Consider the following 22,490-nt stretch of genomic DNA (forward strand, 5'->3'; position numbering starts at 1 on the left):
ACGCGGAGGGGCTGCCCGGTCGGGCAGCCCCTCAAACGCGTGTATAAACCCCTGAAAAGGCTATAAAGCCGCGCCATTCGCATCCGTGTCGCACCCGCTCGACCACTCGTTGTGGAGGTGGTCGAGAGGCACCGGCGGATACGAGAGGCGCGGCTTTGAACATGGCAGGGGTTCCATCGTGACCGTGCTGGACACTGCCCTCGATCCGCGCACCCCCGGCTACCTCGAGGGCTGCGGCACCGCCATGGACCGGCTGGCCCGGCTCGAGGCCGCGCTGGAGGAGGCCCGGGCCGGCGGCGGCGAGCGGGCGGTCACCCGGCACCACGCCCGCGGCAAGCTGCTGCCCCGCGAGCGCATCGAGATGCTGCTCGACCAGGACGGCCCGTTCCTCGAGCTCTCCCCCGTGGCCGGCTGGGGCACGGAGTTCCCGGTCGGCGCCGGCGTGGTCACCGGCATCGGTGCCGTCGAGGGTGTCGAGTGCATGATCATCGCCACTGATCCCACCGTGGACGGTGGGCCCGTCAACCCGTACGCCGTGGAGAAGATCCGCCGGGCCGCCCGGATCGCCTCGTGCAATCGCCTGCCTCTGGTAAACCTGGTCGAGTCGGCCGCCGAGACCGCGCCCGGCGGGCCGCAGCCGCGCGGCGGGATCGCCCGCGATCTGAGCCGGCTGGCGGCCGACCGGGTCCCGGCGATCTGTGTGGTCTTCGGACCGGCCGAGGGGATCGCCGCCTACCTGCCCGCCCTCTCCGACTACACGATCACCGTCAAGCCGCAGCCGGCCCGGGCCACCAAGGACGTCGCCGACCAGCTGGCCGAGGACGAGCGGGACGGGCTGCGCCTGGCCCGTCAGTGCGTACGCCGCCTCAACTGGCGCAAGCGCGGCCCACGACCGCGCACCTTCCCGCCGATCGAGCCCAAGTACGACGCTGAGGACCTGCTCGCGCTGACCGCCCTCTACGAACCCCGCGAACTGCTCGCCCGCATTCTCGACGGCAGCGACTTCGACGAGTTCAAGCCGGCTGTCGGCACCGCCCTGCTGGCCGGCTGGGGCGAGCTGCACGGCTACCCGGTCGGCGTGCTGGCCGCCTCGGGCGCGCCGCACACCCCGGCCGAGACCCAGAAGGCCGTGCACTTCATCCAGCTGGCCAACGCCACCGACACGTCGCTGCTGCTGATCCAGCGCGACGAGACCGCCGAGTCGTTCGGCCCGGGCGAGATCGACGCGCTCGCGCACTCCACCGTGCCGCTGTTCGCCCTCAACAGCGGCCGTACCGGTGATCCCCGCTTCGCCTTCAGCTGGCCGGCCGACGGCCCGGTGGCCAACGGCGACGACGACGGCACCATCGACCCCCGCGACACGCGTACCGTCCTCGGACTCTGCCTCTCCGCCGCGCACAGCGCGACCGTCGAGGGCGCCGGGCACATCGGCGTGTTCCGACCCGGAAAGGTAGACCAGTGATCCGACGTCTTCTGGTGGCCGACCGTGGCGAGATCGCCCGCCGGGTGTTCGCCACCTGCCGCCTCGTCGGCATCGAGACGGTCGCCGTCTACTCCGACGCCGACTCCGACGCGCCGCACGTCGGGGAGGCGGATTACGCCGTACGCCTCGACGGCGGCACCCCCCGGTCGTCGTACCTGCGCGGCGACCTGATCATCACGGCGGCCCAGCGCTCGGGGGCGAACGCCATCCACCCCGGTAACGGCGAGCTCGCCGAGGACCCCGACTTCGCCTCGGCGGTGACCGACGCCGGCATGATCTGGGTCGGCGCGCCGGCCAAGACGCTGGGCCTGCTGCGCAGCAAGACCGAGACGAAGGCGCTGGTCGCCGAGGCCCGGGTGCCGGTGCTGCCCAGCTACACCGACCCCGCGCAGGTGCCCGGCTTCCCTGTGCTGATCAAGCCGGACACCGGCAACGGCGGCACCGGGCTGCGCGTGGTCCGGGACGCGACGACGCTGGCCGAGGCGATCGCCTCGACCCGCCGCGAGGTGGGCAGCGAGGTCTACTGCGAGCCGTACGTCGAGGACGTGCGCCACATCGAGGTGCCGATCCTGGCCGACGAGCACGGCGCGGTCGTGCCGTTCGGCGAGCGCGAGTGCTCGATCCAGCGCCGCTACCAGAAGATCGTCGAGGAGACGCCGTCCCCGGCCGTCGACCCCGGGCTGCGCGAGGAGCTGTGCCGGGCGGCGATCGTCTCCGTGCGGGCGCTCGGCTACGTCGGCGCCGGAGCGGTCGAGTTCCTGCTCGACGCGCGCGGCGACTTCTGGTTCATGGAGCTCACCCCGACGTTGCAGGCCGACCACGCGGTCACCGAGTGCGTCTCCGGATACGACCTCGTCCGCCTTCAGCTGCTGGTCTCCGAGGGCGGCAGCCTGCCGATGCCGGGACCGCCGCCGATCCGCGGGCACGCCATCGAGGTGCGGGTGTGCGCCGAGGACCCGGCGTACGCCTGGCTGCCGGCCACCGGCACCCTGCACCGCTTCGCCGTGCCCGACGTGGCGAGCCGGTTCCGCCCGCTGCCGGCGCCGGGACTGCGGCTGGACGCCGGGGTCGAGGACGGCTCGGTGATCGCCGCCCACCAGGACTCCACACTGGCCAAGCTGGTCGCCTGGGCGCCGACCCGGCAGGAGGCGGCCCGGATGCTGGCCTCCGCGCTCACCAGGTCGCAGATCCACGGCGTGGCCACCAACCGCGACCTTCTGGTACGGGCTCTGCGGCACCACGCCTTCCGCACCGGCGACGTGGACACCGGCTTCCTCGACCGGCGGCCGGAGGTGTTCGCCCCGCTCCTGTCGGCGGTCGACGCCGTACGCCTGTCGTGCCTGGCCGCGGCCCTGGCCGGAGCCGCCGCCCGCCGCGCCGAGGCCGCCGTGCTCGCGGCCGTGCCCTCGGGCTGGCGCAACGTGCCCTCGGGCTCGCAGACGGCCGTGTACGACGGCCCGGCCGGCCCGGTGGAGGTCGGCTACCGGATGAACCGGCACGGCGAGCTGGCCGGCTGGTGGGTACGGGCGGTGGACCCGGAGGAGCTGGACCTGGCCGGCCTCGGCCAGGCGCCGGTGGTCGCCGACTACCCCGAGACCGCGGTGGTACGGGCGGGGGACGAACAGGTGGTCCTCGACGTCAACGGCATCCGGCTGACCTTCAACGTGCACCGGGTGGGCGAGGTGTCGTACGTGGACAGCCCGGAGGGCTCGGTCGCACTGCGTGAGCTGTCGCGCTTCCCGCTGCCGGCGCCGGAGACGGTCGAGGGCTCGCTGATCGCCCCGCTGCCCGGCGCGGTCCGCCGGGTGCTGGTGGTGCCGGGTCAGCGGGTGCGCGCCGGGGAGCTGCTGCTCACCCTGGAGGCGATGAAGCTGGAGCACCCGGTGCACGCCCCCAGCGCCGGCGTGGTGGCCTCGCTGCCGGTGCACCCGGGGACCGAGGTGGACACCGGCGAGCTGCTAGCGGTCCTCGATCCCGAGTAGACCGAACAGCCACTTCCGTTTGGTCTGCTTCACCGTGCGTACGGTCGGCGTCTCGTCGCCGTGCGAGTACCGCGGCGGCGGGATGTGCTGTGCCGGGCCGCCGTCGAGCTGGACGGCGGTGAGCAGGTCGCGCAGTTGCCGGGCGGTCGGCCGCGAGTTGGGGTCGTTGGCCATGCCGTACCGCAGCACCTGGGTCAGTTGCGGCGGCACGCCGGGCAGGTCGGGGATGGGCTGGTTGAACAGGTCCATCAGGGTGATCAGGCTGGGGCTGCGGTCGCCGTCCCAGCGTGGGGGCCGGCCGCGCATCACCGCGTACAGGGTGGCGCACAGCGCGTAGACGTCGACCGCGTCGGACGGGTCGTCGTGCCGGAACATCTCCGGCGGCGCGTAGGCCGGGGTGAGCACTTCGAGGGTGACCGACGAGTCGCGCATCTCGCCCAGCACGGCCAGGCCGAAGTCGGCGAGCACGGCCGAGTTGAACTCCGAGTAGAGGATGTTCGCCGGTTTCACGTCCCGGTGCAGCACCCCGTTGGCGTGCGAGTGGATCAGCGCGTCGGAGATCTTGATGCCGAGGTCGCGGGCCTCCGCGGCGTCGAGCGGGGCACGGCGCATCCGGTCGAGGTACGACCCGTCGCACAGCTCCATGATCAGGTACGGGTGCTGGTCGACGGTGACGCCGACGTCGAACAGGTCGACCACGTGCGGGTGGGACGACATCTTGCCCGCGGCGCGCGCCTCGCGCAGGAAACGGGCCTGGTCACGGTCGCTCTCGAGGCGGCGATTTTCCACCTTGATGGCGACCTCACGGCCGACCGAGTCCTGCATCGCCCGGTAGACGGTCGCGTATCCGCCACGGGCCATGACCGACAGTCCGGACATGCCGGGCACGTACGGGACCGGCAGTGCTCCGCGCGGGGTCTCGGTCATGTGTCTGAAAATATCCCAGAGGACCCGGAGATCATCCGGGCACGTCGGACGCGTACGCGACAGTTTCCGGCGGAGGCGGCTCGGAGCCCGCCGACGTGAGCGCGTCCCGCAGATCCTCGGCCGCGCAGCGCTCACTCGTCTGCTCGGTCGAGGACGCCAGCCGGACCGCCTCCTCGGCCGCCTCCCGCGCCTCGTCGTAGCGCTGGGCCGCGGCCAGCACCCGGGCGTGCACCATCGCGGCCAGCACGCCGCTGCGCACGTCCTCGGCCGGCACCTCACGGGCCCGTTCGATCCAGGTCATCGCCGTCTCGACCCGGCCGTCGGCCAGCAGGGCGCCCGCGTACGAGGCCAGGGCGTGCCGCCGCGAGAAGAGCAGCGACGGCGTGCCCGTGTCGGTGGCGATCGGCGCCAGCAGCCCGATCGCGGTCGCCGCGTCACCGGCCCGCAGCCGCGCCTCGGCCAGCAGCACCCGCGGGCCGACCTGGGCCGGGGCGAGCGGGTTGTGCGGCTCCACGGCGGTCATCACCCGGCGCGCGTCGGCCTCGGCCTGCGCCAGGTCGCCCCGGTGGATGGCCACGAAGCCACGCAGCGTGCCGGCCATGCCGAGCAGGAGCGGGTGGCCGGTCTTGTCGGCGTAGCCCAGAGCGTCGGTCAGCAGGTCGAAGGCGTGGTCGAACTCGCCGAGCCCACGGGCGATGGCCCCACGGACGACGAGGGCCAGACCCCGGCCCCAGTCGTCGGCCACCGCGTTGAAGTCCCGGTACGCCCGGCGGGCCTCACCGTCGGCCTCGGCCAGCTCGCCGAGCTCGGCCGCCGCGTACGCCTCCACGGCCCGCAGCGTGCCCACCGCCCAGCCCTCGCCGACCCGGTCGCCGAACGGCAGGAAGACCCGGGCCAGCCGGCGCGACTCCTGCAGGCGGCCGGCCAGCAACCGGGCGAAGGCCGTGGTGCCGCGCAGCCAGGAGCGGCCCACCGGGTCGCCCAGCTCGGCGAAGAGCCGCGCCGCCCGGCCGAGCACGGCGTCCGTACCGGCGAAGTCGCCCCGGGTCGTGGTCACCCAGGCCAGGTTCTGCAGCGCCCAGGCCTGCCCGTGCCGGTCGCCGGCGGCCAGTGTCACCTGGTAGGCCGCGGCGAACCGGCTGCTGGCCTGGCTGAGCCGGCCGCCCAGGAAGTCGGCCATGCCGAGGCGGCGCATCGCGTTCGCCCGCTCGGGCAGCAGCTCGGCCTCGGTAGCGACCTCGAGCGCTTCCTGCCAGACCGCCACCGCCTTGTTCGTGTCGCCCAGCGCTTCGTGCGCGCGGCCGACCACGAGCAGCGCCTCGGCCTTGCTGACCGGCTCGCCGTCGGCGCTCACGGCGATCTTCTCGCCGTACTCGAGTGCTTCCTCGGCTCGGCCCAGCCGCAGCAGCGCCCGGGCGTAGACGAGCTGGTCGGGCAGGGGCAGCACACCGTCGGGAGCGAGGTGGGCGGCGCGTTCCGCGTACTCGATCGAGGCGCCGGGCTCGATGTTGGCCAGCGCCCGCCGGGCCATCCGGCCCAGTGCGGCCACACCCAGCGGCGCCACGTCCCGCACGGCGGCGTCGGGTCGCAGGCGCACGGCGTCGGCCAGGTCGACCGCGCACTCGGCGTGGGTGGCCACGAACGCGTCCCGCTCGTTCTCGCTCAGGCTCAGCCGGCTCGCGCTGTCGTAGCCGAGCCGGTCGATCGCCTCGGGCGCGGCCCAGTTGGCCAGGTAGGAGTGCCGGTCGGCCAGGTCGGCCTTGCCGATGCCGGAATACGCGGCCTCGCGCATCAGCGGCGTCGTGAAGGCGTAGCCGCCACGGACCCGGTGCAGCATGCGGCGCTGAAGCAGCTCGTCGACCGAGCGTTCCAGCTCGACCGCGGCCACCGCGCCGGGCCGGGCGTCGCTGGCCGCGCGGCGCTCGCGCAGCGCCTCGACCACGCCCGAGGGCACCGTGTCGCCGACCACGGCGGCGTCGCGCAGCACCGACCGCGGCTCCGGCGGCAGCGCGTCGATGCGGGCGGCCAGGACGGCGGCCAGGTCACGCGAGAGCAGCTGGCGGCCGAGGGAGCCGTCGGCCAGCATCCACTTGCCGGCCGCGTTGGCGCCGACGGCCGGGGTGAGCGCGCCCCGCTCCATCAGCAGCGTGACCATCTCGGCCAGGTAGAACGGGTTGCCCTGGGCGGTGGCGAGCAGCCGGTCGGTGTCCGGCTGCGGCAGCTTGCCGCCGTTCAGATAGGAGGTGAGCAGCCGGGACGCGTCCGCGCCGCGCAGCGGCGGCAGCGTGTGCACCTCGGCGTCGGCCATCCGGGTCAGCGCGCCGGCCGTGCGCACCAGCTCGGGCCGGCCGAGCAGCAGCACCACCACCGGGCCGTCGAGCAGCGAGAGGGTCCGGCCGAGAGCGTCCACGGTCGACGCCGTCGCGTCGTGCAGGTCGTCGACGATGACCACGAGCGGGGTCTCGGCGGCGAGGGCGGACAGCAGCTCGGCCACCGCGACCGAGATGGCGTCGGCGTCCAGCCGCTTGGTCGGCTGCCAGTCGGCGCTGGCCGCGGGGCCGACCGGGTTGGCCGGCGCCTCGCCGTAGCCGAGCAGGGCCAGCAGCCGGTCGATGTCGAGCTGGACCGGGCCCAGCCGGCTGGCCAGCTTGCGCAGGCGCTCCTCGACCACCGTGCGGCCGACCGTGGACACCACGTCCTTGGGCAAGCCGACCGATTTGCGCACCAGGTCGGCCAGGGGCGCGAAGCGGCGGCGCTCGCCGAACGCGCGGCAGCGCACCCGCAGCACCCGGGCCCCGGCGTGCGCGGCGTACCGCCCGTTGCCGACGTCGTAGCCGGCGGCCAGTCGCTTGACCTCGCCCGCGAACCGGGACTTGCCGATGCCGGCCTCGGCCGTCATGACCATGACCCGCGGCGTACCGGCGTCGATCGCCTCGGCCAGCCGGCCGGCCACCCGGCCCAGCTCGGTCTCGCGGCCGACGAACGGCGCCTCGTCGCCCAGGCCCGATCGGGTGCCGGGCGCGTCGTGCAGGCCGAGCAGTTCGAACGCCGGCACCGGCTCGCGCTTGCCCTTGAGCCGCAGCGGGCGCAACTGCCGCCAGGAGGCGATGTGCCGGGTACCGCCGCTGGTGCGCGAGCCGGCGTAGACGGCGCCGACGGCGGCCGCGTCGGCCAGCCGGGCCGCCGTGTTCACGGTGTCGCCGATGACTGTGTACTCGATGCCGGCCTGCATGCCGGCGACCACCTCGCCGGTGTTGAGGCCGACCCGCAGGCCGAGGGGGGCGCCACCACCGCGCTCGTCGTCCAGCACCCGCCGGACGGCACGCTGCATGCTCAGCGCGGCGCGCACGGCCCGCTCGGCGTCGTCCTCGTGCGCCACCGGGGCGCCGAAGACCGCCATGATGCCGTCGCCGGTGAGCTTGTCGACGTGCCCGCCGAACGTCTTCACCGCGCCGGCCAGGGCGGCCAGCACGCGGTCGGTCACCGCGCCCACCCGTTCCGGGTCGAGGTCCTCCGACCAGGAGGTGAAGTCGGACAGGTCGCCGAAGAGCACGGTCACGATGCGCCGCTCGGCCGCCGGCAGGGTCGCCGCGGCCGGCAGAGCGGCGCCGCAGTTGTGGCAGAAACGGGCGCCCGGGATGGCGACGGTTCCACACACAGGACAGGTCACAGCCGATCCAACCCGCCTGCGAGTGTTCCTGATTCCCGGTTTTTGTGATTCAGGTAATCCAGCTGGGCCGCGGCCGACCAGATCGCCGCGAACCGGACGGCCGGATCGATGTCGGGGTAAACGATGTCGACGACCTGTTCGGCCGTCTCGGCGCCGGCCCGCATCGCCGCCGTGACCTGGGCCAACCGCTCCTCGCGATGGGACAGGTATTCCCGGGCCACCACCGACACGTCGTCCCGGGCCGGTCCGTGGCCGGGCAACATCAGAATTTTTTCGTACGCGCTGAGGCGCCGGAGACTCGACAGGTACTTGCCGAGGTCGCCGTCGGGGTGCGCGACCACCGTCGTGCCCCGGCCCAGGATGGTGTCGCCGGTGAACAGGGCCTCGCCGTTCACCAGGAAGCTGACCGAGTCGGCGGTGTGGCCCGGCGTGGCCAGCACCTCGACCGTCAGGCCGTCGACGGGAAGGTGCCCGCTCGCCATCGGCTCGGCCGGGATCGCGTGCGCCGGATCGGCCGCCAGCACCGGGGTGCCGCCCAGAAGCTCGGACAGACGGGCCGCACCCTCGACATGGTCGTGGTGACCGTGAGTAATCAAGATGGCGTGGAACGGGCCGTGGCCGGCGATCCGGCGCAGGTGGGACTCGTCCAGCGGACCCGGGTCGATCACGACGCCGCGGGTCTCGCCGGGCGCGCGCAGCACCCACGTGTTCGTGCCGTCCAGGGTCATCGGCCCCGGGTTAGGCGCGCGGAGCAGCGTCACCCAGTCCGGTAGCCCCTCAGGCGCAGCACCCCCCATGCGCGAAATCCTACGTCGCGCATGGGGTGAACGGAGAGGACCGGATGTGCGATCTCAGTGCCTGCTCAGGTTACGGATAGCAACCAAAAAGGTTGAAAGATCAGGTTCTGTTAACCGGTACTGCTACTCGGCCAACTCGACGATGACCTCGACCTCGACCGGCGCGTTCAGCGGCAGCTCGGCCACGCCGACCGCGCTGCGGGCGTGCCGGCCCTGCTCGCCGAAGACGTCACCGAACAGATTCGAGGCTCCGTTGATGACACCGGGCTGACCAGTGAATCCGGGCGCCGACGCCACGAAGCCGGTCAGCTTCACGACCTTGCCGACCCGGCCCAGGCCGACCAGCGACTCGATCGCGGCCATCGCGTTGAGGGCGCACAGCCGGGCCAGCTCGGTGCCCTGCTCCGCCGTGACCTCGGCGCCGACCTTGCCCTCGTACGGCAGCTTGCCCTCGACCAGCGGAAGCTGCCCGGAGACGTACACGTAGTTGCCCGTTTGCACCGCCGGGACGTAGGACGCCAGCGGCGGCACGACGGTCGGCAGGGTCAAACCCAGTTCGGCGAGCTTGGCGTACGCGTCCACGCCGCCCTCGCCGGCGATCGGCAGCGTCACGATTTCGCCCGCTTCATGTAGGCCACCAGCTGGTCCGGGTTCGGGCCCGGAACGACCTGAACCAATTCCCAACCGTCCTCGCCCCAGTTGTCGAGGATCTGCTTGGTCGCGTGGACCAGCAGGGGCACGGTCACGTACTCCCACTTCTGCATCGCTGCTACTCCCCTGATCGTCGGTACCGCGCCCAGCTTAGGGCCCACGATCGGGCCGATTTGACTAGGCTGAGCAAGCCGGACATCGCACATCACGGAGGGCGACATGACGCACCCGCAGGGCGGTCAACCGGGGCACCCGGAGCCCGAGCCGGTGCCCACGCCCGAGCCGCCCCAGCCGATCCCGCCGGACGAGCCGATCCCGGCGCCCGAGCCGCCACATGTCTCCTTCATCGACGCGGCCCCCGAGCCCGCCGAGCGGGAGTGGCCGCCGCCCGGCGCCTTCGCCGACGAGACCGCCGGCCACGACCAGACCCCCCACGACCAGACCCAGGTCATTCCGGCCGGCGCCGGCTGGCAGGCCCCGCCGCCGACCTCGCCGTGGCACGCCCAGCACGAGGCGCCCGGCGAGTGGCAGACCACCCCGCCGGAACACCTGGCCTACCACCACTCCGTGCTGCCCGCCGCCCCGCCCGAGCCCATCTGGGCCGGCCCGCCGCAGCAGCCGAGATCCCGCAAGGGCGCCCTGTGGGTCTCGGTGGCGCTGGCCGGCACGCTGCTGCTCTGCGGCGGCGGCGCCGTCTCGGCGTACTTCCTGCTCCGTAACGCCGACAATCCCGGCTCGCCCGACGCGGCGACCGCCGTCGACCGCTTCCTGACCGCCGTCTACACCCAGCAGGACGCGGCGGCCGCCGACGACCTGGTCTGCCGCGAGGCCCGCGACAAGCGGAAGATCGCCGATCGGGTCGACGAGATCAAGGCGTACGCCGAGGGCTACCGCGACCCGGTGTTCCGCTGGGCCGAGCCGACGGTGGCCGGCGACGACGAGGATCGCGCCACGGTTGCGGTGCAGGTCACCATGTCGACCGCCGACGAGAAGACCGCGGCCCAGGACCTGCGGTTCACCGTGATCCGCAAGACCGGCTGGCTGGTCTGCGACGTCACCGGCTGACCGGCTCCCCGCTACCTTTGATTTCATGGGCGAGCGAGTAAGCAGGTGGCCGGCGCGGCTGCACGTGGTGACCGGCAAGGGCGGCACGGGCAAGACCAGCGTGGCCGCCGCCCTCGCCCTGGGCCTGGCCGCGGGCGGCAAGCGCACGCTGCTGGTCGAGGTGGAGAGCCGGCAGGGCATCGCCCAGCTCTTCGAGACCGAGCCGCTGCCCTACAAGGAGCTGCGGATCGCCCAGGTGGCGGGCGGCGGCGAGGTGCGCGCGCTGGCCGTCGACCCCGAGGAGGCCCTGCTCGAATACCTCGACATGTTCTACCACCTGGGCGCGGCCGGCCGGGCGCTGCGCAAGGTGGGCGCCATCGACTTCGCCACCACCATCGCGCCCGGCCTGCGTGACGTGCTGCTCACCGGCAAGGTCAAAGAGGCCACCACCCGTTCCCAGGACGGCAAGCGGGCGTACGACGCCGTGGTCCTCGACGCCCCGCCGACCGGCCGCATCGGCCGCTTCCTCAACGTCACGGCCGAGACCGCCAAGCTGGCCAAGGTCGGCCCGATCAAGACCCAGAGCGACAGCGTCGCCGCGCTGCTGCGCTCGCCGATCTCCTCGGTGCACGTGGTCACACTGCTCGAGGAGATGCCGGTGCAGGAGACGCTGGACGCGATCGCCGAGCTCAACGCGCTGCGCATCCCGGTCGGCCGGATCATCCTGAACGCCACCCGGCCCGCCCTCGTGACCGCCGGCCGGGTGACCAAAGCCGAGCTCAAGCGGGGTCTGGCCGAGGCCGGGCTGCCGACCGACGCCGGCACGGTGACCGGCCTGGCCACCGAGGTGAAGGACTACCTCACCCGGCAGGAGCTGGAGGAGACGCTGCGGGCGGAGCTCACCGAGACCGGATTGCCCCTGGTCGAGCTGCCCCTGCTGCCGCGCGGCGTCGACCAGGCGGGGCTCGACGAGCTGGCCGCGGCCCTGATGCGCGCGTGATGCGGACCGGGACACAGTCGCCGTCCGTGGGATCAAGTACGGACTACTCTGGAGTAGTGGGTGAGGTGCTGGACGTCGACGGTCTGCTCGCCGATCCGGCCATCCGGATCGTGGTCTGCTGCGGCGCCGGCGGGGTGGGCAAGACGACCACCGCGGCCGCGATCGGCCTGCGGGCGGCCGAGGTGCACGGCCGTCGCACGGTCGTGCTCACCATCGACCCGGCCCGGCGGCTGGCCCAGTCGATGGGCCTGAGCGAGCTCGACAACACGCCCCGCCAGGTCAAGGGCATCGACGGCGAGAATGGCGGCGAGCTGCACGCCATGATGCTCGACATGAAGCGCACCTTCGACGAGGTGGTGCAGCAGCACACCACGCCGCAGCGCGCCGCGGAGATCTTCGCCAACCCGTTCTACCAGGCCATGAGTTCGACCTTCGCCGGTACGCAGGAGTACATGGCGATGGAGAAGCTGGGTCAGCTGCGGTCGACCGACGAGTGGGACCTCATCGTCGTCGACACCCCGCCGTCCCGTTCGGCGCTCGACTTCCTGGACGCGCCGGCCCGGCTCTCCCGGTTCCTCGACGGCCGCATGCTGCGCATGTTGCTGGCGCCGGCGCGCTCCGGCGGCCGGAGCATGTTCAGCCTGGTCACCGCGTCTTTCGGGCTTTTCTCCCGTACGGTGCAGAAGGTCCTGGGCGCCCAGTTGCTCACCGACCTGTCGGGCTTCGTGGCCGCGCTCGACTCGATGTTCGGCGGCTTCCGGCAGCGGGCCGACGAGACGTACCGCATCCTGCAGGACCCGCAGACGGCGTTCCTGCTGGTCGCGGCGCCGGAGCGGGACGCCGTACGCGAGGCCGCGTACTTCGCCGAGCGCCTGGTGGCCGAGCGGATGCCGCTGGCCGGTCTGGTGCTCAACCGGATGCACCGCTCCGAGGTGGCCGATCTGCCGGCCGACCGGAGCGAGGAGGCCGCCGCGGAGCTGGACGCCGCCGGCGAGAACCAGCTGACCGCCGGCGCCCTGCGGATCCACGCCAACCTCGTACGGCAGACCGAGCGTGAGCAACGCGTGGCCGCCACCTTCACCGACGCTTTTCCCGCCGTGCCCTCGGTCTCCGTCACGGCGCAGCCCGCCGACGTCCATGACGTCGACGGGCTGCGGACGATCGGCGCGCTTCTCGCCTAGTGGCTCAGCGGGTCGGGACCAGCACCTTGTCGGCGCCCTTGTCCTTCATCGCGGCCTCGAACATCTTGCGCCAGCTCGCCACGTGCGGGTGGCGGCGCAGCAGCGCCCGCCTCTCCCGTTCGGTCATTCCTCCCCAGACGCCGAACTCGATCCGGTTGTCCAGGGCATCGGCGAGGCATTCGTAGCGAACCGGGCAGCTGCGGCAGATCCTCTTCGCCACGTTCTGCTCGGCGCCCTGCACGAAAAGCGCGTCAGGGTCGCCACTCTGACACGCGGCCATGCTGGGCCAGTCGCTGATCATCCCCATCTGTAAACGTCCCCCCTAGCGTTACCCCCTGACGTCCGCGGGGCGTGTGTCCCCCTGAGCCACGCGGACGTCGTGCGATTAGCTCGCCGGACCATCATGCTCTGTAGTTGGGCGATTACGCAACGTTGTCCCTCAAATACGTACAGCCCGGCTCTTCCGGGCAAAGGCCGCGAAGCCTACTTCGCAAATCCCCACGAAAAATCACCTGTTCGGGCAGACTGATTCTGGGCGAACCGTGACTCTCTTGACGTGTGGTCACGTGCGGTCCTCGCGTACCCTGCTCGGGTGACCTCCTGGATGCGCAGACGCGATCACAACATCTTCGCCAATGCGACCTCGCTGCTGATCTGCGGTTTACTCGCCGGCGTCGTCGTCGCGGCCGCGGCGTTCCCCGCCGCCGCCATGTCCGGACTGGCCGCCAAGGCCGGTGGCGAGACGTTCGCGCAACTGCCCAGTGAGCTCAAAGACTTCAGCTCCCCCCAGATCACCCGCATCTACGCCCGCGACGGCCGGACGCAGATCTCGCAGTTCTACGACGAGTTCCGCAGCGACGTCCCGATCAAGGACATCTCGAAGTTCATGCGGGACGCGATCGTGGCCGCCGAGGACCGGGAGTTCTACAACCACAACGGCGTCGACCTCAAGGGCGTCGCCCGCGCGTTCGTCAACAACAGCGGCAAGTCCGACTCCAAGCAGGGCGCGTCGACCATCACGATGCAGTACGTGCGCCTCTCGCTGGCCTACTCGGCGACCAACCCGCAGGAGGTCGTGGACGCCACCAAGGACACGCCGAAGCGCAAGGTCAACGAGATGAAGTACGCGCTTCAGGTGGAGAAGGAGCTGTCGAAGGACCAGATCCTCGAGCGCTACCTGAACATCGCGCCCTTCGGCAACCAGGCGTACGGCGTCTACGCGGCCAGCCAGGTCTACTTCAACAAGAAGCCCAAGGACCTGACGGTCGGCCAGGCGGCCATGCTGGCCGGCATGGTCAAGGCGCCGACCAGCTTCAACCCCACCACCTCGGAGGGGTACCCGCAGATCCGCGACCGCCGGAACAACTACATCATCCCCGGCATGGTCGAGGCCGGATCGATCACCCAGGCCCAGGCCGACAAGGCCGTCAAGGAAGCCATCCCGCGCAAGGTCAAGTCGATCAGCAACGGCTGCGTCTCGGTCGCCAACAACAACTGGGGCTTCTTCTGCGACTACTTCTACCGCTGGTGGATGAGCCAGGAGTCGTTCGGAGCGACGACGTACGACCGTGAGCGCCGGCTCAAGAGCGGCGGCTACCGCATCGTCACGACGATGGACGTCAAGGGCACGGCTGACGCCCGCAAGCGCATCGCCGACCACATCTCGCAGAACAACAAGAACGCGCTGCTGATCGCCGGCGTCGAGCCCGGCAACGGCAAGGTCCGCGTCCTGTCGGCCAACCGCCGGTACAAGCTCGACGATCCGTCGCACCCGCAGAACCCGCTGTCCTCGGACAAGCGGAAGGCCAAGGCGGGCGTACGGGCGACCTACCCGAACACGACCAACCCGCTGCTCTCCGGCGGCGGCGACATCAGCGGCTACCAGGCCGGCTCGGTGTTCAAGATGTTCACCATGGTCGCGGCGCTGGAGAAGGGCTACCCGCTGGCGTACCCGATCAAGGCGGAGAAGCGCTACAAGTCGGGCTACATCATCGACTCGAGCAACGACTCGGCCTGCCCCGGCACCCACTTCTGGTGCCCCAGCAACTCCGGTGGCGGCGGCGAGGGCGTCTACAACATGTGGACCGCCTTCGGTAAGTCGATCAACACGTACTTCGTGCCGCTGGAGGAGCGGGTCGGCGCCGAGAACGTGGTCGCCGTGGCCAAGCGGTTCGGCGTGCAGTTCCGCGTCAAGCAGGACGCCGACTTCGCCAACAACCCGGTATCGGCCAACCAGTGGGGCGCGTTCACCCTCGGCGTGTCGGCGTCGACGCCGCTCGACATGGCCAACGCCTTCGCCGTCCTGCCCGGCGACGGCATGCACTGCGAACCCACGCCGATCGAGCAGATCACCACGCAGTCCGGCGAGAAGCTCGACATCGGCAAGCCGCGCTGCATCCGAGCGACCAGCCCCGACGTCGCCCGGGCCACGCTCGACGCGACCCGCTGCCCGGTCGGCGACTCGGCCCAGCTGGGCAACTGCAACGGCGCCACGGCCCGTGCGGTCAAGACGACGGTGAAGCACCCGGTCTTCGGCAAGACCGGAACGACCGACAACGACAAGACGGCCGCCCTGATCACCGGCACCACGAAGCTGGTCGTGGCCGGCTACCTGGTCAACCCGGACTGGCCCCAGCACACCGACCGGATGAGCCACGACGTGGTCAACCCGGCCGTGTACGAGACGCTGGCCGACTACATGAAGGGCAAGCCGAAGGAGCAGTTCAAGGTCCCCGGCAGCAAGAAGATCGCCGAGGGTGACCAGCGCTCCATCCCGCGCGTCGCCTGCCAGTCGATCGGCAGCGCCAAGGACGAGATCGAGTCGGCCGGCTTCGACGCGGTGGTCGGCAACGACGTCGAGTCCGACTGCCCGGAGGGCACCGCGGCCGGCACCGACCCGGGCGGCCGCACCATCAAGGGCGGCGTCGTCGTCATCGAGGTGAGCAAGGGCAAGGCGGCACAGACCCCGCCGAACGGCGCCCCGCCGGCCGGCAACGCCCCCAAGCCGCCAGGCCGCCGCTGACCTTCAACCACACGGGCGGGACCTCCTTCGGGACGTCCCGCCCGTATTTTTTGCCCATGCCCCGCATCCTGATCACCGGAATGTCCGGCACCGGCAAATCAACGGCCCTGACCCTGCTGGCCGCCCGCGGCCATCACACAGTCGACACGGACACCGACGAGTGGAGCGAATGGGCCGGCGACGACTGGATCTGGCGTCCCGGCCCCATCACGGAACTGCTGACCAGCACACCGGACGTCTTCGTGGCCGGTTGCAAGTCGAACCAGGGCCGCTTCTACCCGCTCTTCGACCACATCGTCCTGCTGAGCGCCCCGGCCGCCGTCCTGCTGGCCCGCGTCGAGGCGAGAACCACCAACCCGTACGGCAAAAGCGCCGCCGACCGGGCGGAAATCCTCGCCAACCTGGCCACGGTCGAGCCCCTCCTCCGAGCCACCGCCACCACCGAGATCGACGCCACCCGACCGGCCGCCGAGGTCGCCCACCGCCTCGAAGCCCTGACCACTACTCGGTGAGCAGATCCTCGTCGAAGTACACGTCCTCGTAGCCAGGAGCGAGAACAACCGCCCAGCCCGGCGGCAGGGCCAGGTAGGGGATCAGCTCGGCAGATGGCGCACGGCGTTGAGCGGCAGAACCTCCGGCCCTCTCGACAGAGCCAGCCCGACCATCGACCCGCCGCCAGGCGCCACCCCGCGCACACCGAACCGCCGGCACACACGCCGCTGCTCCCACGAGATCCGCACGGCGCATCCTCGCACAAGGATTGACGAGCCACATCCGACCGCAGCCTCGGTCGTCGGCGGCTCAGGCAAGGGGCTCGGCCTCGAACAGCACCGTCGGTTGGTCAATTCCAACGTGGCTACACCTCGAACACCGGTAGGACGGCGACAGTGCTGGTCAGCCCGTAGAGCTCGCAGCGCAGCGGCCCAGCGCGCCGCCCGATGCCGTGCTGCGTGCCTTCGCTGCCTTGGACGTCCGATGACCTTCCCACGGGCGCAGGTCGCGGCTGCGGTGTGTGTTGGTGTGCGAAGGAGAGCCGTGGCCGGGCATCCCGCACAACACTGGTCTACCTCAGAACGAGGACAGAAAACACATCAGGCCCGGCTACCGTTTCCGGTAACCGGGCCTGACCTGCACTGCTCTTGGTCGGGGTGGCCGGATTTGAACCGACGGCCTCTTCGTCCCGAACGAAGCGCGCTACCAAGCTGCGCCACACCCCGAGCTGCCAGGAAATACTATCCGACGCCCGGCCGGACGCGAAATCGGTATCCCCTGAAGCGTAAAACCGCAGGTCAGCGCGGTATCAAAGTGAGCAGCGAGGCCTCTGGGCGGCAGGCGAAGCGGATCGGGGCGGTCGGGTGGGTGCCCAGGCCGGCCGAGACGTGGAGCCAGGAGTCGGAGCCGGGCCAGCGGTGCAGGCCCTTCGCCATCGACGTGGGCAGGTCGCAGTTGGTGGTGAGGGCGCCGTAGAACGGGACGCACACCTGCCCGCCGTGGGTGTGGCCGGCCAGCAGCAGCTCGAAGCCGTCGGCGGCCATCGCGTCGAGGACGCGCGAGGCGGGCGTGTGGGTGACGCCCAGGTGGAGGTCGGCGCCGGTGGAGACCGGGCCGGCCACGGACGGGTAGTCGTCGCGGTCGACGTGCGGGTCGTCGACGCCGGCCAGTTCGATCGAGCGGCCGCCGGCCTTCAGCGTGGTGCGGGCATTGTTCAGGTCGGCCCAGCCCGCGTCGACCAGGGCGGCGCGCAGGTCCTCGGTGGGCAGGTCGACGCCCTGCACGTACTCGCGCTCCGGCATCAGGTATTCCAGCGGGTTCTTCCACCGCGGGCCCCGGTAGTCGTTGGAGCCGAAGACGAACGCGCCGGGCACCTCGAGCAGCGGGTCGAGCGCTCGCAGCACGCCGGGAACAGCAGCGGGGTCCGCCATGTTGTCGCCGGTGACGATCACCAAGTCGGGGTCGGTGCCGCCGAGCGCGGCCACCCACGCCTGCTTGCGTCGCTGGTCGGGCATCATGTGCAGGTCCGAGAGGTGCAGGATCCGCAGCGGCTCGGCGTCCGGTTCGAGCACCGGCACGTCGAAGCGCCGCAGCGTGAACAGGTTGCGTTCGACCAGCGAGGCATAGGCGAAGGTCGCGCCGCCGGCGGCGGCCAGGCCGGCACCCAGGGCGATAAAGGAGCGCTTACGCATGACCGAAAGAGTAGTTTCTCCGTCCATGGGAACGCTGAAGGACCGCCTGAACGATGACCTGCACGCCGCGATGAAGGGCCGCGACGAGCTGACCACCTCCACGCTGCGCATGGCGCTGGCCGCCGTCCGCAACGCCGAGGTCGCCGGCACCGAGGCCCGAGCCCTCAGCGACGACGAGGTCCTCGCGGTCCTGACCCGCGAGACCAAGAAGCGCCGAGAGGCGGCCACCGCGTTCGCCGACGCGGGCCGTTCGGAGCAGGCGGCCAAGGAGCGTTCGGAGGGCGAGGTCCTGGAGCGCTACCTGCCGAAGCAGCTCACCGACGACGAGATCGCCGGCCTGGTCCGCGAGGCCCTGGCCGCGGGCGGCTTCAGCGGCAAGGCCCAGATGGGCCCCGCGATGAAGGCCGCACAGGCCGCCGTCGCGGGCCGCGCCGAGGGCGGCCGGGTCGCCGCGGAGGTTCGCCGCCAGCTGGGCTGACCCCTTTAGGTGTACGCATGGAAGGGCCCCGGGTTTCCGGGGTCCTTTTTTGTGGGAATGACATCTGCGGTAGTCGCTTGTACAGTAGCTCCATGACAAGACAGTTGATGGGCATGACGGAGATACGGCTCCGCCTGGGCGGCATCACACGCCAGCGCGTGCACCAACTGGCCCTGCGTGACGATTGGCCGGAACCCTACGACGAACTCATCCAGGGCCGGGTGTGGAGAGCCGCCGACATCGAGGCCTGGATCAGAGTGCATCGCCCGGCTCTTGGCCAGCCGCAGACCCCGCACAGAGATTGAGCGCCTGGCCGTTCGACGTGGTGGAAGGCGCCGGCCCGGAGCATGGGGGCGACATCGGGTCTACGCATTCACGACGGGGAGCTGGCGCCCGGTCAGCGGATGCCCTCCGAGAAGGACCTGCACGACGAGTTCGGGTTCGCTCGGGAGACCATTCGGCGTGCGCTCGCGCTTCTGCGGAACGAGGGCATGGTCGAGGTACGGCATGGGCACGGCACCTTCGTGCTGCAGCCGCCCGGCCAGGTGGCTCTCCGGCCCGGTGACAGCGCGACGTCGACGGCGGCCATCACGGTCACGCGGGCCGACGGGACGACCGAGGTTCATCCGACCGGCACGATCGTCACCGTCGCCGGCACATCGAGTGGCGACGGGTCTCAAGTCGGGCGGTGAGGGGCCGATCGCTTCCGGGTGAAACCGACACCCGGGAGACGAAGTCGATGACCTGCTCCAACTGTGGCTCGACGGCCATTCAGCCGAACGGCTACTGCGCCAGCTGCGGCCAACCCGCCGCCGCACCGCAGACGGGATGGGCCGCGCCTGATCCCACAGCGGGATACAACTACGGGCAGCCCGCCGGCGAGTACCCGCCGGCCGGCCAGTACGCGGCCGCCGCCGACCCACCGCCATATGGGCCGCCCTCCGGGCAACTGCCGCCGCCGACCTCAGGCCAACCGCCGTATGCGCAGCCCGCCGCGGGTTCGTCGCCGTATGGGCCGCTCGCTGGAGACCCGCCGCCCTATGCGCCTACGGCTGGGGACCTGCAGCCGCCGTACGCGCCGCCGCCGGCGCCTCACGGGACTGCCGGGCAATATCCGGCCGATGGTGGTGGCTTTTCGGCGCCACCCGCGCCCTATGGCAACGCCGCGCCGCCCCCTGGTGGGCCGCCGTATGTCAACGCCGCGCAACCGGCCTATGGGGCGCCGCAGAACGCTCCCTACGGGGCGCCGCCGCCCTACAACCCCTACCCGCCGATGGCGCCTCGGGCGGCCGGCAACAACTTCAGCATCGCCGCTTTCGTCATGGCCGGGGTCGGGTTCCTTCTCATTCCGCTTCTCGGCATTCTCGGCATCGTCTTCGGCGCGGTGGCCCTGCGCCGCGGGGAGCGGCTCGGCAAGCTCGGGCTCATCGTCGCGATCGTGGGTACCGTGCTCGGCTTCGCCGCCAGCGCCGCCCTGCGATTGTTCTGATCAGAGGGCGAGCTGGGGCCGTACCGGAACCGCGGTCACCGCCGGGCCGACGCTGCGGCCCGGCAACTGCTGCTGGGGCACCGCGTACGGGCCGAGCATCGATTCGATGGCGGGCGCGATGGCGGGGCGGTCGTTCAGCTGGATGAGCCGGGCCGCCCGGGCCAGCGAGCCGGTCTCGCCGTCGCGGAAGCCCTCGCGGTATCCCTTCTCGTAGCGCTCGCCGCGGCCGAGGGCCCGGCCGAGGGCGAAGCATGTGGAGCCGGCCAGGGCGAGCAGGAAGAGCAGCGCGAAGGGTGTCACTGTTGTTTTCCTTCCGGGGCTTATGTACCAATTAGACGAAAAGTACCCCTCAAGGATCCCGCATGCGGTAGAGCGGTGATCAAGTACGCCAACGGGTGAAGATCAACCCGGCACGGCGATCGATGTCCGTACCAGTTTGGCCGGCACCTCGGCCGGATCGGTCGGGCGGCACAGGTGGTAGCCCTGTCCATATCCGCAGCCCAGGCGCCTCAGGGCGGCGAGCTGAGCGGCGTTCTCGATGCCCTCGGCCACCACCCGGAGGCCCAGGATCTGCGCAAGTTCCACGATCGTGCGCACCAGCGCCAGGTCCTCGCCGGTGAGCTCGGCCCGGGCGATGAAGGCCCGGTCGATCTTCAGTTCGTCCACCGGGAGCTCGCGCAGGTAGGCGAGCGACGAGTAACCCGTACCGAAATCGTCTATCGACAGCTGCACCCCCAGCCCGCGCAACTGATGCAGCGCCGCCTTGCCCAGGTCGGGCTCGCTCATCAGCACCGACTCGGTCAGCTCCAGCGTCACCGCGCTCGACGGCAGCCCGGCGATGGCCAGCGCCTTCATCACGTTGTCGGCGAAGCGCGGATGGACCAGCTGATGGCCCGAGACGTTCACGTTGAGCCCCAGGTCGGGGAAGTCGCGCCGCCAGCGGGCGACCTGCACCGCGCTGGTCTCCAGGACCCACTGGCCGATGTCGACGATCAGCCCGAACTCCTCGGCGATCGGGATGAAATCGACCGGCGAGACGAAGCCGCGGGCCGGGCTGTGCCAGCGGATCAGCGCCTCGGCGCCGACCGGCTCGCCGTCCGCCAGCCGGATCAGCGGCTGGTACTGCAGGCGGAACTCGCCCTCGCGCAGTGCCCGTTGCAGGTCGCCGCGCAGGCTCAGGTGGTCGAGCGCCTCGACGTGCATGTACGGCTGGTAGGCCAGCACCCGGCCCGGCCCGTCCTTCTTGGCCCGGTACATCGCCACGTCCGCGTTGTGCAGCAGCTCCTCCGGCTTCAGCGTCGCCTCCCGGGAGACCGCCACCCCGACGCTGGCGCCGATGAAGATCTCCCGGCCGGCGACCCGGAACGGTTCCTTGATCGCGGCGACGATCCGCTCACCGATCAGCGTCGCCGTCTCCACCGGCGAGTCGTGCAGCAGCGCCGCGAACTCGTCGCCGCCGAGCCGGGCGATGGTGTCGCTCGCCCGTACGCATCCGCGCAGGCGCCGGGCGACCAACGCGAGCAGTTGGTCGCCGGCCTCGTGGCCGAGGCTGTCGTTCACCGCCTTGAACCGGTCCAGGTCGACGAAGAGCACGCTGGTCGGGTCCTCCGCGGTCGCCCGCGAGGCCAGCACCCGGTTGAGGATGGTCAGGAACAGGGCCCGGTTGGGCAGGCCGGTGACCGGGTCGTGGTGCGCCTCGCGGACCGCCTCGACCGTGCGGGCGTCGGTCAGGGCCAGACTGACCTGCTGGGCGAAGGCGGCCAGCTGGTCACGCCGCTCGGTGCTCTCGTCGGTCACCCCGCAGAGCAGCGCGACCAGGCAGCCGGCCATCTCGCCGGTGACCCGGACCGGGGCGGCGATCATCTGGCCGCGCGCGTCGACCCGTACGAGAGCCGCTCCTCCGGCCATCGCGGCCCGGGCCAGGCCCTCCGGCGGCGTCACGCCACCGCCCGAGGTCGAGGCGATCGTGAGCCGGCGCTCCGGGCCGCCCTCGGCCAGCAGCAGCGTCACCGTGGCCCCGCCCAGCAGGTCGGCCGCGCCGCCGGTCACCGCGTCCAGGATCTCCGGGAGCGGCCGCCGGGCCGAGATCCCCCGCTGGATCGTCAGCAACGTCTCCACGAGCCTCTGACGGGTCTGCGCGGAGGTTGCCTGCCGCTCCTTCTCGGCGCGCAGGTGCCGTTCGGCGGCCAGCACCCGGATGCTGCGCAGCGCCAGGCCCAGCACCTGGGCCATGCCCAGCAGCATCTGCCGTTCCTCGGGCGCGAACGGCTCGGCCAGCCGGGCCACCACGAGCGCCTCGCCGGCCTGATCGCCCAGCGGGTTCGCGACCGCGTGCAGGTCACCTACGTTCGGCACGATCAGCCGGGGCTGACCGGCGGCGACCTCCAGGACGCCCACTTCCGGGACAACCCGTCCGAAGCCGTACGCCCCGTGCACGCCACCCTCGCGCACGACCGCGCCGACCTCGGCGTCGACCATCTCGGCCGCGCGCTCGACCGCGTTCGCGATCGCCGAGGTCTCGTCCTCGGCGGCGTTGACCGCGGTGAAGTACTCGGTGAGCTGATGGGTCGACCAGGCCAGCAT

The 22,490-nt window shown here is 71.5% G+C and carries 19 protein-coding genes, 1 tRNA gene and 1 pseudogene; 11 read left to right on the forward strand and 10 right to left on the reverse strand.

Annotation, left to right across the window (positions count from 1 at the left end; genetic code table 11):
• The first annotated feature begins 178 nt into the window (after positions 1-178).
• Both AB0C26_RS15875 and AB0C26_RS15880 read left to right on the forward strand, forming a co-directional pair.
• Positions 179-1,462, forward strand: a complete 1,284-nt coding sequence (locus AB0C26_RS15875) for a carboxyl transferase domain-containing protein (RefSeq protein WP_360247310.1) — start codon at positions 179-181, stop codon at positions 1,460-1,462.
• The gene (locus tag AB0C26_RS15880; protein ID WP_360247312.1) at positions 1,459-3,465 is read left to right on the forward strand and encodes a biotin carboxylase N-terminal domain-containing protein; all 2,007 of its coding nucleotides are present in this window, start codon (positions 1,459-1,461) and stop codon (positions 3,463-3,465) included. Before AB0C26_RS15875 ends, AB0C26_RS15880 begins: the two co-directional genes overlap by 4 nt.
• Before the next feature lie 120 nt (positions 3,466-3,585).
• On the opposite strand, the pseudogene AB0C26_RS15885 reads toward AB0C26_RS15880, so the two are convergent.
• The 5 genes and pseudogenes from AB0C26_RS15885 to AB0C26_RS15905 all read right to left on the reverse strand — a co-directional run.
• Positions 3,586-4,392 (reverse strand): annotated as a pseudogene (locus tag AB0C26_RS15885) (serine/threonine-protein kinase); the annotation flags it as partial.
• A gap of 31 nt (positions 4,393-4,423) precedes the next feature.
• Positions 4,424-8,062, reverse strand: a complete 3,639-nt coding sequence (locus AB0C26_RS15890; protein WP_360247314.1) for an adenylate/guanylate cyclase domain-containing protein — start codon at positions 8,060-8,062, stop codon at positions 4,424-4,426.
• Positions 8,059-8,859, reverse strand: a complete 801-nt coding sequence (locus AB0C26_RS15895) for an MBL fold metallo-hydrolase (protein ID WP_360247316.1) — start codon at positions 8,857-8,859, stop codon at positions 8,059-8,061. The genes AB0C26_RS15890 and AB0C26_RS15895 overlap by 4 nt, the downstream gene beginning before the upstream one ends.
• 123 nt (positions 8,860-8,982) lie before the next feature.
• Entirely contained in the window at positions 8,983-9,471 is a 489-nt protein-coding gene (locus tag AB0C26_RS15900) for a RidA family protein (RefSeq protein WP_360247318.1), read from the reverse strand.
• Positions 9,468-9,623: a DUF4177 domain-containing protein gene (locus tag AB0C26_RS15905; protein ID WP_015625975.1), complete on the reverse strand. Its 156-nt coding sequence runs from the start codon at positions 9,621-9,623 to the stop codon at positions 9,468-9,470. The genes AB0C26_RS15900 and AB0C26_RS15905 overlap by 4 nt, the downstream gene beginning before the upstream one ends.
• 106 nt (positions 9,624-9,729) lie before the next feature.
• Here AB0C26_RS15905 and AB0C26_RS15910 point away from each other — a divergent pair, with 106 nt between their 5' ends.
• From AB0C26_RS15910 to AB0C26_RS15920, 3 genes are read left to right on the forward strand one after another with little or no spacing between them, the layout of a single operon-like run.
• Positions 9,730-10,575, forward strand: a complete 846-nt coding sequence (locus tag AB0C26_RS15910; protein ID WP_360247320.1) for a hypothetical protein — start codon at positions 9,730-9,732, stop codon at positions 10,573-10,575.
• A 25-nt stretch (positions 10,576-10,600) separates the two neighbouring features.
• Positions 10,601-11,554, forward strand: coding sequence for an ArsA-related P-loop ATPase (locus AB0C26_RS15915; RefSeq protein ID WP_360247322.1), 954 nt, complete (start codon positions 10,601-10,603; stop codon positions 11,552-11,554).
• 56 nt (positions 11,555-11,610) lie between these two features.
• A complete protein-coding gene (locus AB0C26_RS15920) occupies positions 11,611-12,735 on the forward strand; it encodes an ArsA family ATPase (protein WP_360247324.1) in 1,125 nt (374 codons plus the stop codon).
• 4 nt (positions 12,736-12,739) lie between these two features.
• On the opposite strand, the gene AB0C26_RS15925 is transcribed toward AB0C26_RS15920, so the two are convergent.
• Positions 12,740-13,042 (reverse strand): WhiB family transcriptional regulator, encoded by a 303-nt coding sequence (locus AB0C26_RS15925; protein WP_097317528.1) that lies wholly within the window; start codon positions 13,040-13,042, stop codon positions 12,740-12,742.
• 297 nt (positions 13,043-13,339) lie between these two features.
• On the opposite strand from AB0C26_RS15925, the gene AB0C26_RS15930 reads away from it, so the two are divergent.
• Positions 13,340-15,757, forward strand: coding sequence for a transglycosylase domain-containing protein (locus tag AB0C26_RS15930; RefSeq protein WP_360247327.1), 2,418 nt, complete (start codon positions 13,340-13,342; stop codon positions 15,755-15,757).
• A gap of 56 nt (positions 15,758-15,813) precedes the next feature.
• The gene (locus tag AB0C26_RS15935) at positions 15,814-16,269 is read left to right on the forward strand and encodes an AAA family ATPase (protein ID WP_360247328.1); all 456 of its coding nucleotides are present in this window, start codon (positions 15,814-15,816) and stop codon (positions 16,267-16,269) included.
• Positions 16,270-16,897: 628 nt separating this feature from the next.
• Here the strand turns inward: AB0C26_RS15935 and AB0C26_RS15940 are convergent.
• Both AB0C26_RS15940 and AB0C26_RS15945 read right to left on the reverse strand, forming a co-directional pair.
• A tRNA-Pro gene (locus AB0C26_RS15940) sits at positions 16,898-16,974 on the reverse strand.
• A gap of 72 nt (positions 16,975-17,046) precedes the next feature.
• The gene (locus AB0C26_RS15945; protein WP_360247330.1) at positions 17,047-17,940 is read right to left on the reverse strand and encodes a metallophosphoesterase; all 894 of its coding nucleotides are present in this window, start codon (positions 17,938-17,940) and stop codon (positions 17,047-17,049) included.
• Between the two features lie 25 nt (positions 17,941-17,965).
• Between AB0C26_RS15945 and AB0C26_RS15950 the strand changes: the two genes are divergently transcribed.
• The 4 genes from AB0C26_RS15950 to AB0C26_RS15965 all read left to right on the forward strand — a co-directional run bounded on the left by AB0C26_RS15950 (position 17,966) and on the right by AB0C26_RS15965 (position 19,907).
• Positions 17,966-18,418, forward strand: coding sequence for a GatB/YqeY domain-containing protein (locus tag AB0C26_RS15950; protein WP_360247332.1), 453 nt, complete (start codon positions 17,966-17,968; stop codon positions 18,416-18,418).
• A 92-nt stretch (positions 18,419-18,510) separates the two neighbouring features.
• The gene (locus AB0C26_RS15955; RefSeq protein WP_360247334.1) at positions 18,511-18,723 is read left to right on the forward strand and encodes a DNA-binding protein; all 213 of its coding nucleotides are present in this window, start codon (positions 18,511-18,513) and stop codon (positions 18,721-18,723) included.
• A gap of 42 nt (positions 18,724-18,765) precedes the next feature.
• Complete coding sequence (locus AB0C26_RS15960; RefSeq protein WP_360247336.1) at positions 18,766-19,110, forward strand: GntR family transcriptional regulator; 345 nt, start codon at positions 18,766-18,768, stop codon at positions 19,108-19,110.
• A 581-nt stretch (positions 19,111-19,691) separates the two neighbouring features.
• The gene (locus AB0C26_RS15965; RefSeq protein ID WP_360247338.1) at positions 19,692-19,907 is read left to right on the forward strand and encodes a hypothetical protein; all 216 of its coding nucleotides are present in this window, start codon (positions 19,692-19,694) and stop codon (positions 19,905-19,907) included.
• On the opposite strand, the gene AB0C26_RS15970 is transcribed toward AB0C26_RS15965, so the two are convergent.
• Both AB0C26_RS15970 and AB0C26_RS15975 read right to left on the reverse strand, forming a co-directional pair.
• On the reverse strand, positions 19,908-20,207 hold the full coding sequence (locus AB0C26_RS15970) for a hypothetical protein (protein ID WP_097317520.1): 300 nt from the start codon (positions 20,205-20,207) through the stop codon (positions 19,908-19,910).
• Positions 20,208-20,309: 102 nt separating this feature from the next.
• Positions 20,310-22,490: an EAL domain-containing protein gene (locus AB0C26_RS15975; protein WP_360247340.1), complete on the reverse strand. Its 2,181-nt coding sequence runs from the start codon at positions 22,488-22,490 to the stop codon at positions 20,310-20,312.

The sequence above is a fragment of the Actinoplanes sp. NPDC048796 genome (assembly GCF_040650035.1).
Classification (GTDB): Bacteria; Actinomycetota; Actinomycetes; order Mycobacteriales; family Micromonosporaceae; genus Actinoplanes.